Origin of the sequence: Peribacillus sp. FSL K6-5616 (assembly GCF_038008245.1) — a bacterium.
Taxonomy (GTDB): Bacteria; Bacillota; Bacilli; order Bacillales; family DSM-1321; genus Peribacillus; species Peribacillus frigoritolerans.
Genome location: NZ_JBBOYT010000001.1, coordinates 1,751,780 through 1,766,630 on the forward strand (window position 1 = coordinate 1,751,780; position 14,851 = coordinate 1,766,630).

General features: G+C 39.6%; 12 protein-coding genes, 1 pseudogene and 1 riboswitch. Of the genes and pseudogenes, 11 read left to right on the forward strand and 2 right to left on the reverse strand.

Features of this window, described 5'->3' with window-relative positions:
• Positions 1 to 209: 209 nt before the first annotated feature.
• The 3 genes from MHB45_RS08325 to MHB45_RS08335 all read left to right on the forward strand — a co-directional run bounded on the left by MHB45_RS08325 (position 210) and on the right by MHB45_RS08335 (position 3,035).
• Positions 210 to 365, forward strand: a complete 156-nt coding sequence (locus tag MHB45_RS08325; protein ID WP_153246094.1) for a hypothetical protein — start codon at positions 210 to 212, stop codon at positions 363 to 365.
• A gap of 59 nt (positions 366 to 424) precedes the next feature.
• Positions 425 to 1,096 (forward strand): SOS response-associated peptidase, encoded by a 672-nt coding sequence (locus MHB45_RS08330; RefSeq protein ID WP_048679198.1) that lies wholly within the window; start codon positions 425 to 427, stop codon positions 1,094 to 1,096.
• Positions 1,097 to 1,430: 334 nt separating this feature from the next.
• Positions 1,431 to 1,538: riboswitch (SAM riboswitch) on the forward strand.
• Between the two features lie 189 nt (positions 1,539 to 1,727).
• On the forward strand, positions 1,728 to 3,035 hold the full coding sequence (locus tag MHB45_RS08335) for a Na+/H+ antiporter NhaC family protein (protein WP_048679199.1): 1,308 nt from the start codon (positions 1,728 to 1,730) through the stop codon (positions 3,033 to 3,035).
• A 198-nt stretch (positions 3,036 to 3,233) separates the two neighbouring features.
• On the opposite strand, the gene MHB45_RS08340 is transcribed toward MHB45_RS08335, so the two are convergent.
• Both MHB45_RS08340 and MHB45_RS08345 read right to left on the reverse strand, forming a co-directional pair.
• Positions 3,234 to 3,779 (reverse strand): chromate transporter, encoded by a 546-nt coding sequence (locus tag MHB45_RS08340; protein WP_226990396.1) that lies wholly within the window; start codon positions 3,777 to 3,779, stop codon positions 3,234 to 3,236.
• 48 nt (positions 3,780 to 3,827) lie between these two features.
• Complete coding sequence (locus tag MHB45_RS08345) at positions 3,828 to 4,457, reverse strand: chromate transporter (RefSeq protein ID WP_226990397.1); 630 nt, start codon at positions 4,455 to 4,457, stop codon at positions 3,828 to 3,830.
• A 245-nt stretch (positions 4,458 to 4,702) separates the two neighbouring features.
• On the opposite strand from MHB45_RS08345, the gene MHB45_RS08350 reads away from it, so the two are divergent.
• The 8 genes and pseudogenes from MHB45_RS08350 to MHB45_RS08385 all read left to right on the forward strand — a co-directional run bounded on the left by MHB45_RS08350 (position 4,703) and on the right by MHB45_RS08385 (position 14,646).
• Complete coding sequence (locus MHB45_RS08350; RefSeq protein WP_048679202.1) at positions 4,703 to 5,581, forward strand: LysR family transcriptional regulator; 879 nt, start codon at positions 4,703 to 4,705, stop codon at positions 5,579 to 5,581.
• 238 nt (positions 5,582 to 5,819) lie between these two features.
• Positions 5,820 to 6,131: pseudogene (locus MHB45_RS08355) on the forward strand (transposase); the annotation flags it as partial.
• A gap of 214 nt (positions 6,132 to 6,345) precedes the next feature.
• On the forward strand, positions 6,346 to 6,831 hold the full coding sequence (locus MHB45_RS08360; protein ID WP_048679206.1) for a DUF2975 domain-containing protein: 486 nt from the start codon (positions 6,346 to 6,348) through the stop codon (positions 6,829 to 6,831).
• Between the two features lie 352 nt (positions 6,832 to 7,183).
• The gene (locus MHB45_RS08365) at positions 7,184 to 9,178 is read left to right on the forward strand and encodes an alkyl/aryl-sulfatase (RefSeq protein WP_202186679.1); all 1,995 of its coding nucleotides are present in this window, start codon (positions 7,184 to 7,186) and stop codon (positions 9,176 to 9,178) included.
• Positions 9,179 to 9,441: 263 nt separating this feature from the next.
• Positions 9,442 to 10,680, forward strand: a complete 1,239-nt coding sequence (locus MHB45_RS08370) for an MFS transporter (protein ID WP_048679211.1) — start codon at positions 9,442 to 9,444, stop codon at positions 10,678 to 10,680.
• Positions 10,681 to 10,797: 117 nt separating this feature from the next.
• A complete protein-coding gene (locus tag MHB45_RS08375; protein ID WP_048679214.1) occupies positions 10,798 to 11,703 on the forward strand; it encodes a LysR family transcriptional regulator in 906 nt (301 codons plus the stop codon).
• Between the two features lie 168 nt (positions 11,704 to 11,871).
• Positions 11,872 to 13,044 carry an acyl-CoA dehydrogenase family protein gene (locus tag MHB45_RS08380; protein WP_048679217.1) on the forward strand — a complete coding sequence of 391 codons (1,173 nt, stop codon included), beginning with the start codon at positions 11,872 to 11,874 and terminating at the stop codon, positions 13,042 to 13,044.
• A gap of 27 nt (positions 13,045 to 13,071) precedes the next feature.
• A complete protein-coding gene (locus tag MHB45_RS08385; protein WP_340907648.1) occupies positions 13,072 to 14,646 on the forward strand; it encodes a class I adenylate-forming enzyme family protein in 1,575 nt (524 codons plus the stop codon).
• Positions 14,647 to 14,851: the final 205 nt, after the last annotated feature.

A 14,851-nucleotide genomic window follows, 5' to 3' on the forward strand; every position in this document is an offset into this window, starting at 1 on the left:
TAAAGCGCCCAGACTGTCCATGAATCATTCATGGACAGTTTTTTGCGCCTCCTTCACAAGGATTCATGGTCCAAGGCATTGCTTCGTTCGACTAACCATTTAAAGAATAAAGGGAAGTAGATTTTCCATGACTCTGCTAAGTTCAATACTGATACTTGTGGGTTTTTGGTTTATAATAACAACCATCTAGCCTTTTGAGGAGGGATTCCATGAATGAATATAAAGTAACGGTCAGGAATGGCAGTACCTTAATTTTGTCGGAAATCATTAAAGCTGAAGATGAAAGAGAAGTCCTTGGCACTCTTTTGATTTCCAGCGAATTATTTAATCAACCATTTACTGATATCAGGATTTTAGAACGCTGATTTGTGACTGCCCGTTCCATTTGATACACTGTAATAAATCTTAATACGGTGGCGATATTATGTGTGGACGTTTCACCCTTTTCACTGACATAGAAGAAATAAAAGAACGGTTTGATATTCAAGGGTCATTTGATGAGGAATACCAATTCAGCTACAATATTGCTCCCTCCCAATCCGTGCTCTCCGTCATTAATGACGGGGTAAGGAATCGGCTTGGATATCTTCGGTGGGGACTCATTCCTTTCTGGGCAAAAGACGAAAAAGCGGGCTACAAAATGATCAATGCCAGAGCGGAAACCATTGCTGAGAAAGCAAGCTTCAGGAATGCGTATAAGAAGAAGAGATGCTTGATAATCGCTGACTCTTTTTATGAATGGAAGAAGACACCAGAAAGAAAAATACCGATGCGAATAAAACTGAAGAATCATGCACCATTTGGAATGGCCGGTCTCTGGGAATCCTGGAAATCTCCTGAAGGCATCAGCATCTATTCGTGCTCCGTTATAACAACTGTGCCTAATGAGCTAATGACCAGCATTCATGACCGCATGCCTGTCATCCTAAAACCAGAAGATGAAAAGGATTGGTTGAATCCTTCCACTAATGATCCTGCATATCTGCAACAGTATTTAAAGTCATTCGATTCGGAACAGATGGAAGCATTTGAAGTATCGACAGATGTAAACTCGACTAAAAATAATTCACCTAACCTAATCCAACAAATTTGCTGAGAGTTCATTAGATCTCTTAGAATGTAGACAACTTGATGAAAATCGAGTTTGTCTACATTTTTTTATGGTTTGTACAATTTGACGTTGCCTCCAGGCACTCGCTTTTTCCGCAGAAGTCTCGCACACCCGCTCCAATCAACTTAGATTCTCTTAATGAACAGTAAGGAGTACATGTGAAACACTTTAAAAATTACCCCTTGCGAAAATAGACAAAATGCTGTACTGTTATATTTGCTTTTCAAAACGACTTTCGATGTCACGAACTCAGGCAAGTTTCCAGCGTGGCACTTTTCTGGCAGGCATCGTAATTTTAGATAAATTATATAATGTAATCTTCTTATCAAGAGAGACGGAGGGACTGGCCCGAAGATGTCTCGGCAGCGGACTTAAATGGAGTGCTGTGCCAAATCCAGCAGGCTGATTTTCGCCTGAAAGATAAGGAGGGTGTTTTTTATAAATTAAAAGACCTCTTCTTGTTGTTAAATAGAAGGGGTCTTTTTTATGCCAGTTTTTTGCTACAGCTCCATGACTGGATAATCAGGTAGGTTCAAATTGGAGTTATTTGCGAAAACTGTTAAAAGAATAAGAGCTGTGACACATGTCGCGGGAAAAATAAAAAGAGGTGTACATCATGAGTGCAAACAATAAAGGGAATCCATGGGCATTGATCCCATTTGTCGTATTTTTAATTTTATTTATTGGATCCGGAATCATCACTAAAGATTTTTATTCATTTCCGGTGATTGTAGCGATATCCATTGCATCGGCAGCTGCATTGGCGATGAATCGGAAAGAGACATTCAATGAAAAGGTTGATATCTTCTGTAAAGGTGCCGGTGACGCCAATATTATGTTAATGGTAATCATTTTCCTTTTAGCCGGAGCTTTTTCCGAAGTTGCCAATGGTATGGGGGCAGTTGAATCAACAGTGAATCTTGCCTTAGCTGTTTTTCCCCAAAATCTATTAATGGTAGGAATTTTCATCATCGCTTGTTTTATTTCACTATCCATGGGGACAAGCATGGGAACGATTGTTGCCCTGGCACCTATCGGGGTTGGAATTAGTGAGCAAACAGATATTTCGCTTGCCCTTTCAATGGCGGCCGTTATTGGTGGTGCGATGTTTGGGGATAATCTTTCATTCATTTCAGATACGACAATCGCTGCAGTCCGAACTCAGGGAACGAAAATGAAGGATAAGTTTAAAGTGAATTTTTTCATCGTTTTACCTGCAGCCATCATCACATGTGCCATCCTAGGAATTTTAACGATGGGTGAACAAGCTGACATTTCCCAACAGTCTTATGATTGGGTGAAGATTCTTCCTTATCTTTGCGTATTGGTCACTGCATTGGCAGGAGTCAATGTGTTCTTGGTCCTTTCGATCGGAATCGTATTTGCCGGAATTATCGGGTTGGCGGATGGAAGTTATCAACCGTTGGGTGTCATCCAAAAAGTTGGAGAAGGAATGGCTGGAATGTATGAAATTTCCTTCCTTGCCATTTTAATTGCAGGTATGGTAGCTGTAATCAAACATAATGGTGGTATCGATTTTCTACTCCACCTTGTGACGCGAAATAGCAAATCGAAAAAAGGGGCGGAATTCAGCATTGCGGGGCTTGTTGGTTTGACGAACCTTTCAACGGCAAATAACACGATTTCAATTATCATTGCTGGGCCACTTGCCAAAAATATTGCTGAAAAATATGGGATTGATCCGCGGAAATCGGCGAGCGTCCTTGACATTTTTGCATGTTGTATCCAAGGGTTGATCCCATATGGAGCACAACTGCTTGTTGCAGCAGGGGTAGCAAAGATTTCACCGATAAGCATCTTGCCATATTCATATTACCCAATCCTGATTGGAATTTGTGGCGTCCTTGCCATCCTGATTGGTTTTCCACGGTTGCAGCCGGGAAATGATGGATCGAAGAACTAAAAGTTAAAACGAACCCCTAAAATTTCATTGAGTTTGTCTACAGTCTGAACACCCTGAATCATTGGATGCAGGGTGTTTTCTGTATGGTAAATACATAAACATAATAAAGTTTTCTCGCACTTATATAGTATCAATCATTTTTCAATTTTTCTGCTTAATTCCGGTCCAAATTAATGATGGTTGTGTGTGAGACAACTGTCATGAATAGAGGACAACACCAACTAAACCGGAAAGAATAATTACATAGGCTGGATGCCAGCGTAATTTCATTAGGGCAAATAACGATAAACCAAAAACGAGTAATAAGCTTATCGTATGCCATGAAAAGTTCACGGCTATCATATGATTGGAAAGTGCTAAACTGATCGCTGCAAAGATGATCAAACTAGTGACAATCGGTCTTAATCCATAAAACATGGATTGAACAACTGGATAATGATTCAATTTGCTGAAAAATGTGGCTATAACGGTTACGAATATAATGGCAGGAAGCAAGATTCCTAGAGCAGATGATATGGCTCCTGCTAACCCAGCAGTCGAATAGCCAACAAGAATGGCACTATTGGCGGTGACAGGTCCTGGGGACATTCCGGAAATGGCGATTATATCGGTGAATTCCTGCGTTGTCATCCATCCATGCTGTGAGACTTCCGATTCTATTACGGGAATCATGGCGTATCCGCCTCCGAAAGATACAAAGCCGATAATAAAGAAGGTGCTAAACAACTCCCACAATTCCATCATTCCATCACATGCTTTCTTAAAAATTAGTTAGACCCTATTTTGATTTACCTATATGCCAGCACCCATGAACGGTTCGAAATCATTTTCTTCTATTTTCCTATCCTTTTTGTCCATTTTGACATCGTAACCTAATTTTCTCTTAATGGAGATGGTCACAATACCCGCTAGAGCTCCTGCTAATATAACCATCACAGGGTGAAGAAAGAAGAGGACGGGAATTCCTACTATTAAAATACAGAAAGTTGATTTGTCTACAACTGCCGATTTTCCTATCTTGATAGCCGCATATGCAATGATGGCTACTATGGAAACTCTGATCGATATGAATGCAGATTCTACCTTCGGATTATCCTGAATGAAAAAATACACAATGCCCAGGAGCAGAACAATTAAAAAGGTAGGTAATGAAACACCGATCATGGCTGCCATTGCCCCCTTCATTCCGGCAATTCGATGGCCGATAAAGGTGGCGGAGTTAATGGCGACAGCTCCCGGTACGGACTGAGATAAAGCAAAAACATCCGTAACTTCTTCGCTTTTCATCCATTTTCTCTTTTCGACCACTTCATTTTCGATTAAAGGGATCATCGCAAACCCGCCTCCGAATGTGACAGGTGCTATTTTAAAAAAGGTCCAAAATAATTGGAATAGAGTTTTCCATTGTCCTTTCATTGACATCAGTCACTTCCTTTGCATGCTTTGTTTAATTCTTATCATTAACATATCAAAGAAAAAGGGCTGGGTAAATTGCAACAAAATCATCGGGTATAACAAAACGTTATACCCAGAAGATTCATCCGTTTTATAAAGAATGCCGCCAATAATTGAATAGCCTTAGAATGTATCTCACTATTTTCATTTCACCATTTACCTAATGATGCTATCATTTTAATAAACTATCTAAAAACATGGAGGTCGTTTTCTTGAAATTGGAAAATCTGAAAATGTTTTGTTTAGTGGTGGATGAAGGAAGTATAAGCCAGGCAGCGAGGTTAAGTTTCCTATCTCAGCCCGCTGTAACACGGCAGATCCATCAACTGGAAAATTATTATAACACTTTGTTATTCGACCGTGAGGAAGGAAGGCTGAGAGTTACAGAAGCAGGAAAGCTGTTATACCCTTTTGCTAAAGCCATAGTAAATGACTTCAACCATTCAAAAGAAGTGATTCAGCAATCGACGGGTAAATACCATGCAAATCTCATTGTAGGGGCTTCCTTGACTATCGGCGAGTATTTGTTGCCTAGCTTGCTTGGGAGATTCAAAAAACAACAGCCAGAAATAAAAGTGACATTGACGATAAAAAATACGCCCCGGGTTTTGGAGGATCTTTCAAACGATGTCATTGATTTGGCCTTGGTGGAAGGACTTGTGGAAAACACAGATTTTATTGTAGACAAGTTCGCCGAAGACGAATTGATATTGGTATGTCCATCCGACCACCCATGGAAAGAAAGAAAAGAAATTCAGCTAGAGGAATTGGGAAATGAAAGGATGATTTGGCGTGAATCCATTTCCGGAACACGGCTTATCGTTGAAAATATGCTAAGGGAGCATGGGATTTTAGAAAAAATTGAAAGCTACATGGAGATTGGCAGCACACAAGCGATAAAAAGTGCGGTTGAAGCTGGACTTGGAATCAGCATTTTGCCAAGGTTGACAGTGGCCAGAGAATTGGAGCAAGGCTTTTTACGGGAAGTGGATATATACAGAATAAATATGGCAAGAAATTTATGGCTAGTCAGGAAAAACAAGCGTTTTAATAAAATAGGAGTGTCTAAATTTGTTGATTTTCTTCAATAAGGATGGGACGCTGCCTTTGTTCACACTTATAATTGGCAGCATTTTCAGTTTCGTGGTTAACGGCGTAGCCCCGGCAGCAAGCAAAAGTCATGGTAAAATGAATATACCGCATTGATTATAAAAGCTCTTGTCTATCGGGAGGGGCATTTTGAATTTGGTTGTTAAGCCTTCGGTTAGACAAACAAAGGGATTAATGGGCATAATAAAAGATATAATGATGGTTCGGAGATGATATAGCGTGGAGTTAAAGGAAATAAAGAAGCTCGCCGAAGCATTAAATGAAAGCGGTAAACAGCAACTTGTATAATTCTTGCAGTCTCGAACGAAACCGATGTCGGCTCCTATTCGTGCAATTGATGAAATCCAGGTACAAAATCATAAAGCTAGTCTTGTCTGCCCACATTGCGACAGCCATTTTGTTGTGCGATTTGGTAAATACGTTATCAAAACAGGAGAGGTGAAAATACAGCAGTGTTACCGCTGTAAAGCCTGCCATCAAACCTTCAACGACCTCACAAACACACCTCTTCAATGCACCAGAAGACCACATAAATCTAAACGGGCAGTTTTGTTGAACAAGTTGTAAATTTAACATTTTAAAGTAAGAGCATTTCTTTGTAATGAGAAGTGCTTTTTATTTTTGTCAAAATTAAAAAGATATTTCAATAACAATAATAATATAAATAAAAACAATATAAATTTACTGTAATACAATAAATAATATGCTAAAATCATGTTGTCATTAAATAAGTGAGGTGTTTTGAATGAATGTTAAACGAGGTTCAACGACTTTCTTAAAGGTAATTATTTTTCTGGCTGGAATTGCAGTGCTTGCTTTGTGTATCTGGTTGCCTGAGATAGCCGTTAGAGATGCAAGGGTACATCCAGATACGGCTTACTTCCTAATCCCCTTTTTAGTATGTGCATACGGATTCTGTATTGCGTTTTCTGTTGCGTTGTATCAAGCATATAAACTATTAACCTACATCGAAAAGAACAATGCTTTCTCTGAATTATCCCTTAAATCTTTGAAGATTATAAAGAAATGTACTTTTACAGTCATTTTCCTCATTTTGTTAGGAATAGTAAGCTTAAGGGTGCTTGCTAAAGTCACGGGTAGTGATGATGCAGCGGGTCCTACATCATTATGTCTAATGGGTATTTTAGCAACAAGTATCATCGCAGCCGTTGTGGACGCACTTCAAAAGCCATTAAAAAATGCCCCAGATATAATGTCAAAAAATAAATGATTAACGGATATGTAAGACTTTGGATTGTCAGCCAGGTGATTTTTGGAGAACAAAAGCGACGCAGACACTCAATAAAACAGACACAACTAATGTATTTAACTACGGGGACGATAGCTCAATGAACCGCCTTTTCACCAAGGCGGTTTTCTAATGGTCAAATATCAACATTAGAATTTAACATAGCCTTTATATAAATAAAATTGAAGTTACCATTAAAAATAGGAAATATACTTAAAGTCAAATTAATTATAAAATAAATTCATATTATTCTAAAAAATTTCTAAAAAATGAGAAAGTTTCTGCTGCAAAATTCGGAATAGATACATGATATCTACTTAGAAAGGGGTATGAAATGTCCAAAATATCTTTTATAAAAGGAATTGTAACCGTTCCCATTGTTTTTGTTTTACTGGCAGGTTCTTCTTCTGTTACAAATGCTGCTTCAGATAAGCCAATGCCGGCAACAGATGCAACAATCTCAGCAAATAAGGCTGTTTATGAACAGTTGAATTTTACAGACAAGGAAGATTTCAAGAATGCACATAAAGGATTCATTGCGCCTTTGAATATGAATCCCATTAAAAATTCAAAAGGTGACGTGGTATGGGATAGTAATCGATATTCATTCATCAAAGAAGATCAGCCGGCAAGCTTTACTGTAAACCCAAGCTTGTGGAGACAGGCTCAGTTACAAAATATAACAGGCTTGTTTAAAGTGGTGGATGGCGTTTATCAAGTTCGGGGCCAGGATTTATCAGTGCTTACCATTGTGGAAGGAAAAACAGGATTAATAGTTTTGGATACACTTTCTACTATTGAAACAGCCAAAGCAGCCATGGAGCTTTATTTTGAACATCGGCCTAAATCCCCAGTAAGTGCAATTGTCATTAGTCACAGTCATGCGGATCACTTTGGTGGTATAAAAGGCATTGCTCAATATGCTGTAAATCCAGCTAAGGTACCGGTTATTGTCCCAGCAGGTTTTAACGAAGAAGCGCTAAGTGAAAACATTCTTTTAGGCAATATAATGTCTCGCCGTGCAGGTTATATGTTTGGAAATCTCTTACCCGCAAATGAAAGGGGATTTGTTACTTCTGGTATTGGCCCTGGATTAAGTAACGGAACTTTTAGCTATTTACCTCCAACAATGGAAGTGAAGGATGATATTCAAACGATGGAAATAGACGGAATAACATTTAAATTTTTATTGACGCCGGATTCGGAAGCTCCATCTGAAATGCATTATTATATCAATGATTACAAAACTTTAGTGGTAGCGGAAAACACCGGGCACACGTTACACAATATTTATACATTAAGGGGAGCTAAAACCAGAGATACCTTAAAATGGGTGAAAGCACTTGATGAAACAGTTGATCTGTTTGGAAACGAGGATATAGATGCTATGGTTACGGCCCATACATGGCCCATATGGGGAAGGGACAATGTTTTGGAGCAGTTGGAGAGTCAGCGTGATTTGTACAAATATATTCATGACCAAACCATACGATTAGCTAATTTAGGTCTCACACCTGACGAAATCGCGGAAAAGTTAAAGCTTCCTGAAAAGTTGGATAAAGTCTGGGCCAATCGGGGGTATTACGGAACATTGAAACATAACGTAAAGGCGGTTTACAACTTTTACTTAGGATATTTCAACGGTAATCCATCCGACTTGGATCCATTACCACAAGAGGAATCGGGCGCTAAATATGTACAATATATGGGTGGAGAAAAGAAGGTCATTAAACAGGCAAAACTTGATTATAAAAAAGGGGAATATCGCTGGGTGGCTCAAGTCTTAAAGCATGTAGTCATGGCTAACCCCAAAAATACAGAAGCAAAAAATTTACTGGCTCAAGCTTATGAGCAATTAGGATACACAGCAGAATCTTCTGTGTGGCGTAATTTCTATCTTACCGGCGCAGATGAGTTAAGGAACGGCGTGGCGGACTCGAAGGGAAGTGGTGGAATGATGAATCTCGATACGCTGCTCAATATGCCAATGGATGATTTCCTGAAATTCTTGTCCATTAAATTAAACGGAATAAAAGCGGAAAATAAAAATATGGCATTCCATTTAACATTTACTGATTCGAAAACCAATTACACGATCGATCTGAATAATTCTGTTTTGAACTTCAAAAAAGGGAAAATGGCGTCCACCCCTGATGCAACATTAACATTAGATAAAATGACATTCTATCAGATTGCTCTGGGACGTGAAGATTTATCCAAAATGGAAGCAGCCGGCAAAGTTGTGATTTCCGGTGATAAAAAACAGTTTGAAGACTTCCTGACTTTGCTGGATCAATTCCAACCAAAGGTTAATATCGTAACTCCATGATAATCAACCACTTCATATTCTGAAACCAGGATGGATCGGTTACCCACGAGTCTACTTAGCAGTCTCGTGGGTTTGAATGTATTAATTATTCCTGTAGGCATCCTGTTTCGTTTTTATTTTTTATAAAACGCTCCTAATAGTTACAGAACAAAAGTCAATAACCGTAAAAAGAAAATTTCAAGTTTTGTAATTCGAAAGGAATTATAAGCGCTTCCTATGCGATTGAGGTTTTGTGAAAATATGAAAAAATGGGGTGATGGGGAATGCAGTTATATGCAAGTAATAAACGAAAAATAATGATTAGCGGCCTTTTATTTGTTGGAATGATTTTAAGTTTTTTTGATCGCGTTGCCATAAATGTAGGGATTATTCCTATTGCAGAAGAGTTTCATCTCACTACGTCCCAGACAGGTATTTTAATTAGTATATTTTTTGTTAGCTACTCACTCATGCAACCGCTTGGTGGATGGATGACCGATAAGTATGGCGCCAGGGTCATGGTTACTGTTTCTTTGTTTAGTTGGTCCTTGTTCACTGTAATGACTGGGTTTGCTTGGTCATTTATGTCTTTATTATTCATCCGTTTTCTGTTCGGGTTAGGTGAAGGGCCTTTCTATCCTGCCAGTATGTCCACTATAAGAGATAACTTCCCGGAAGAAGAACGGGGCCGGGCAAATTCGTTTTTCCTGTCTGCCCAAAATATTGGCGGGATATTAGGTACTGCACTTGCTGCTTCAATGGTGGTGGCATTCGGTTGGCGGGGCATGTTTACCATTGCCGGAATTCTAGGGATATTGGCTTCTTTCGGAATTTGGTTCATTCTCAAGCCTCAAGGAAATCAAGAGGTTAAAAAAGACAAACCGAAACAAAAAAAGGTTGCTCTGAAACTGTTATTTAAAATCGAAAATATTTGGAAACTCATAACATTCAAGTTTATATCAAATATTATCAACTATGGTTTGATCACTTGGATGCCTATATATTTGGTTAAAGAAAAAGGAGTGGATTTAATAGCCGCCGGAGGTTTATTGGCAATCCCTTATATTTTTGGTTTCTTGATGTTTAATGTAAGCGGGTGGCTTCTGGATAAACATATGGCTAACCGGGAGAAGTATCTTGCCGCTGCAGGCGCTTTATTATCGGCAATTTTTCTCTTTTTAATGTCTAACGCCACGTCTATAGGACTTATCATCACGTATCTCACCCTCAACTCCGTAGCACTGTCTTTCTTTGGAACCGTTCTATATACGATCATCATAAAATACTCACCAAAGGAACTAACGGGCTCTGCCTCCGGACTCGTAACTTTCGCCGGTCAAATTGCAGGTGCGGTTTCTCCTTTAGCCCTCGGTTTGATTATCAGTCTGTTTAATGACTCCTATAATGCCGCTTTCCTGTTTTTGGTGATAATAGCGTTATTGGGAACGATTGTTGCCGTATCCATTAAAAATAATCAGGCACAACCCGCTAAAGAATACGAAAAAACATCTACCATTGTTTAAAACTGGATTCTGCTTTTGAGAATACAGCTTGAGGTGTTCTGATTCCACTTCTCTAAAATTGAAAGGGCTTTCTGTTCGAGGTATGATAGTAGTAATAGGCTAGAAGGAGAATAAACCATGAATATTGAACAATTGGAATATATCATCAAGGTAGCCGAGGTTAACTCGATTTCCACGGCATCAGAAAGCCTCCATATCTCTCAATCTGGAATCAGTATGGCCATTACGAGTTTGGAGAAGGAATTAGGTATAAAAATCTTCAAGCGGTCAAGGTTAGGAACCATACCTACAGAAGACGGAAAGGAAATCATCCAGAAAGCTCTTGAAGTATTAAGCAAATTGGAAGAAATAAGAGACAGTGCCCAAATACATTCAGATACGATGGAAAAAGAGTTGCGCCTTTCATCAACACAAGGTTTATTTCTAACGGTTTTGCCTAAATCCTTGGCCTTATTTAAGAAGAAGTATCCCGAAGTGAAAATTGTCATTGAAGAAAAAGGGGGGCAAGAGATAACCGAAGAAGTACGGAATGGTAAGATAGACATCGGGCTATTGAATATCCCAAAGGTTAAACCAAAAGAAATTGAGTTGGAATTCCAACCTTTGATGGAAGCAAAAGTGATTGTGATGGTCAGTAAGAACTCCCCTTTAGTGAACCGTAAAAGCATAACCCCACAAGAGCTGATGGACCAAAATTTGGTCATTTACAATGGACCAAGAATGAAGTCGTTCATTAAAGGTTTTTTTGATCATTACGGTGAGATGAATATTTTGTTTTTCACAAATAATACAGAAATCATCAAAAAAACCGTCGCTGAGGGATTAGCGATTGCCTTTTCTTATGATATCGGAGTTAACAGCGACCCCTATTTCCTAAGCGGGGAACTTGTGGCCATTCCTTTGGTGGAGCTGGAAAATAATACAATGGAATTCGGTTACGTTCGCTCTAAGAAGCAGTATTTTTCAAAAGCTGCCAGGGAGTTTATTAAATGTCTCGAATTTTACACCACTCTTAAATATTAGTTTCCTATGATGATAGGGAACTAATATTTTTTTGTTTACATCATTTTTTTTTATATTTACATCATATATCCTTATTTTACTTAAATATTATTTACATTTAAAATTAATTTTATAACATTTCAAATATTTAAAAAGTAAGATGAAAATAAAAAGCGAAAGGGGAAACTTATGGTTACGACCCAGGAAGAGAAATTAGAGGTACTTCAAACAAAGTTGCAGGATTTCATCCAAAATGAACTGCTTCCATATGAACAGGAGAATGGCTTGAATGCTGAAGAGGATATTCCGATGGAAGCCATAAAATGGGCAAGGAAACGATCCAGGGAATTGGGCTTTTACGGAATTAACCTCCCTGAAAAATATGGCGGACAAGATGTAAGCTTAAAAGGATTATGCATGTTCAAGGAAGAATTGGCACGTTCCGGTGCGGTTTTATGGGGGCAGGTTATAGGGGAAATTGGCGGGCCGCTAAGAATTGGTCAGATGTTGGAAAGTTTTACACCGGAGCAAATAGAAAAATATGTGATGCCCGTTGTGACGGGAGAAGTGAGTTGCTGCTTTGCCCTTACAGAACCAAATGCCGGATCGGATGCCTTCGCTATCGAAACAACAGCCGTTAAAGACGGCAATGATTATATATTAAACGGAAAAAAACATTTTATCAGTGCTGCACCCTATGCTGATTTCGCCATTGTCATAGCGAAAGAAATCCGGAAAGGAGAAAAAGAAAGGATCACTGCTTTCCTAGTTGATAAAAAAACACCCCAACAGCCGGGGTTTGAACTAGGAGACATCCAAGTTCCCCTATCAGGAGAGCGCATACATGCTGAATTGAATTTCAATCAATGTCGAGTGCCTGCCGCCAATATAATCGGTGAACCAGGAAAAGGATTGCTGCTCGGATTAAAAAGAATAAACACAAATCGCGCTTCCCATGCCGCCGGCTTCATCGGAATGGCTCAACACCTACTCGATTTATCTATTGAACATGCCAAAACGCGAGTCCAGTATGGCCGGCCCATCGGTGACTTCCAGGCAATTCAGCATATGCTAGCAGATATGGCGACGGAAATCTATGCAGCAAAATGCATGGTCTATGATGTGGTTGATAAAATTGATCAGGGAAAAGAGGATCGGGCCGGTACGTCCATGGCCAAGCTGTTTGCTTCAGAGGTAAATAGCCGTGTTGCTGACAAGGCCATCCAAATCTTTGGCTCCAAAGGCTTGGCAAAAGGGCATCCAGTAGAAAAAATGTACAGGAGTGCACGGATGTATCGGATTCTGAGCGGAACCTCAGAGATTCAAAAAAATACAATTGCCAAAGCACTATTAAAAGGGTGAAAACTTTTTCGGGGGAGGAAAAAATTCATGCTGCATAAGTTGACATTTCAGTCACTGATGAATAAAGGAATGAAACGATTCGGTGACCTGCCGGCTATTACCTTGTTGCCAAACGGAGAAACGATAACCTACGACGAGTTATGGAAGAAAACAGAACTTATCACTTCTTATTTACTGCGTTTAGGTGCAGGAAGGGGCGTCCGCATAGCGACCATCATTCCAAACAGTTTGGAAAGTGTGATGTTTGGTTTGGCCGTCCAGCAATGCGGGGCTACCTTGGTGCCATTAAGTGAAAAACTGGGGAAACGAGAAATACAATTCATTTTAAAGGAAGCAAAACCAGAAGTGGTCATAATTGCTACACAGACACACTTTGACACCTTCTTAGAGTATTTGGAAGAAATGAAGAAGGAGGATGTCCATGTCATTGGGCTCCCTGGCTTTAATAGTAATTATCCGGAGGAGTTTGAACTGTTTAAATGGCCTGGTGAAAAAAATAATGTAGACTTGCCAATAGCTGAAGAAGATGACATTGCCCTTCTGTCCTATACAGGAGGGACGACGGGTACACCCAAAGGCGTCATGCATTCCCAGAAAGGACTCGGCGCCGCGATACTTTCTGCAGCTATCGAAGACCCGCTGGACGACCGTGACCGGGTATTGCTAAGTACGCCCATTGTGCATTCAGCCGGTTCACTACTTTGGAGATCCCTTGTTTCGGGCGTCCATGTTTATGTGATGGGCTCATTCGACGCTGCAGCATTCATACAGGCGATAAAGGAACACAAAATTACGACGACATTCATGGTACCGACCATGTTATACAGGCTACTTGATCAGACCAAGAAGATGGAATATGATATGAGCTCCATGCGCAATATCTTCTACGGTGCGTCACCTATTTCACAGAAGCGCCTAAAAGAAGCTTTTGAAGTATTCGGGCCTATCATGCGCCAGCAATACGGCATGACAGAATGTAATATTGTCATTTCAAGACTATCGAAGAGCGCTCATGTATGGGCTTATCATAATAATCCGGAAGTTTTGAAAAGCTGTGGAAAACCGTGCATCCTTACCGAAGTTCGACTGATTGATGAGAATGGAAATGATGTAAAACCAACCGAGTTTGGAGAAATCATCGTAAAGTCACCAGCCATGATGGTTGGATATTATCAAAGACCGGATCTTACCCGTGAATACATCCGTGATGGCTGGTTCTACACGGGGGATATTGGTAAATGGGATGAAAGCGGTTACCTTTATATTGTAGACAGGAAGAAAGATATGATCATTACAGGCGGGATGAACGTATATTCTTCAGAAGTGGAGCGAGTGGTGAACCAGCACCCTTCTGTTGCATTGAGCGCATGCATTGGCGTTCCCCATCCAGATTGGGGAGAAGTAGTGTGTGTCGTGATAGCATTGCATGAAGGATTGAGCTGTACTAGTGAGGAATTAATGGATTTCTGCAAACAAAGGACCTCTAAGTATATGGTTCCTAAAATTGCCTATTTTCTTGATAAGTTCCCATTAACGCCTACTGGAAAAATAGATAAAAAAGAATTAAGAAAGATGTTTTCACAAGGTATTCTAACCATTTAGCAAAATTGAGACTTATAGCAAATATAAGATAGAGCAGAGGAATGCAAATAAGCCTCGCACGTTTACCTGGAATCAGGACGTGTGAGGCTTTTATGTGCTATATCCAAGATGTGTTTGGAATATGAGTATAATTAACGTTGAAGTGTTAAATGAAGTGAGGAAGTATGATTATTATCTATAGGAAATGATACTGATATATTTTATT

What these genes read in the sequence shown, in the direction of transcription:
- MHB45_RS08325 (WP_153246094.1), top strand. Translation starts at nt 210, where the DNA reads ATGAATGAATATAAAGTAACGGTCAGGAATGGCAGTACCTTAATTTTG.
- MHB45_RS08330 (WP_048679198.1), top strand. Translation starts at nt 425, where the DNA reads ATGTGTGGACGTTTCACCCTTTTCACTGACATAGAAGAAATAAAAGAA.
- MHB45_RS08335 (WP_048679199.1), top strand. Translation starts at nt 1,728, where the DNA reads ATGAGTGCAAACAATAAAGGGAATCCATGGGCATTGATCCCATTTGTC.
- MHB45_RS08340 (WP_226990396.1), bottom strand. Translation starts at nt 3,779, where the DNA reads ATGATGGAATTGTGGGAGTTGTTTAGCACCTTCTTTATTATCGGCTTT.
- MHB45_RS08345 (WP_226990397.1), bottom strand. Translation starts at nt 4,457, where the DNA reads ATGTCAATGAAAGGACAATGGAAAACTCTATTCCAATTATTTTGGACC.
- MHB45_RS08360 (WP_048679206.1), top strand. Translation starts at nt 6,346, where the DNA reads ATGAATGTTAAACGAGGTTCAACGACTTTCTTAAAGGTAATTATTTTT.
- MHB45_RS08365 (WP_202186679.1), top strand. Translation starts at nt 7,184, where the DNA reads ATGTCCAAAATATCTTTTATAAAAGGAATTGTAACCGTTCCCATTGTT.
- MHB45_RS08370 (WP_048679211.1), top strand. Translation starts at nt 9,442, where the DNA reads ATGCAGTTATATGCAAGTAATAAACGAAAAATAATGATTAGCGGCCTT.
- MHB45_RS08375 (WP_048679214.1), top strand. Translation starts at nt 10,798, where the DNA reads ATGAATATTGAACAATTGGAATATATCATCAAGGTAGCCGAGGTTAAC.
- MHB45_RS08380 (WP_048679217.1), top strand. Translation starts at nt 11,872, where the DNA reads ATGGTTACGACCCAGGAAGAGAAATTAGAGGTACTTCAAACAAAGTTG.
- MHB45_RS08385 (WP_340907648.1), top strand. Translation starts at nt 13,072, where the DNA reads ATGCTGCATAAGTTGACATTTCAGTCACTGATGAATAAAGGAATGAAA.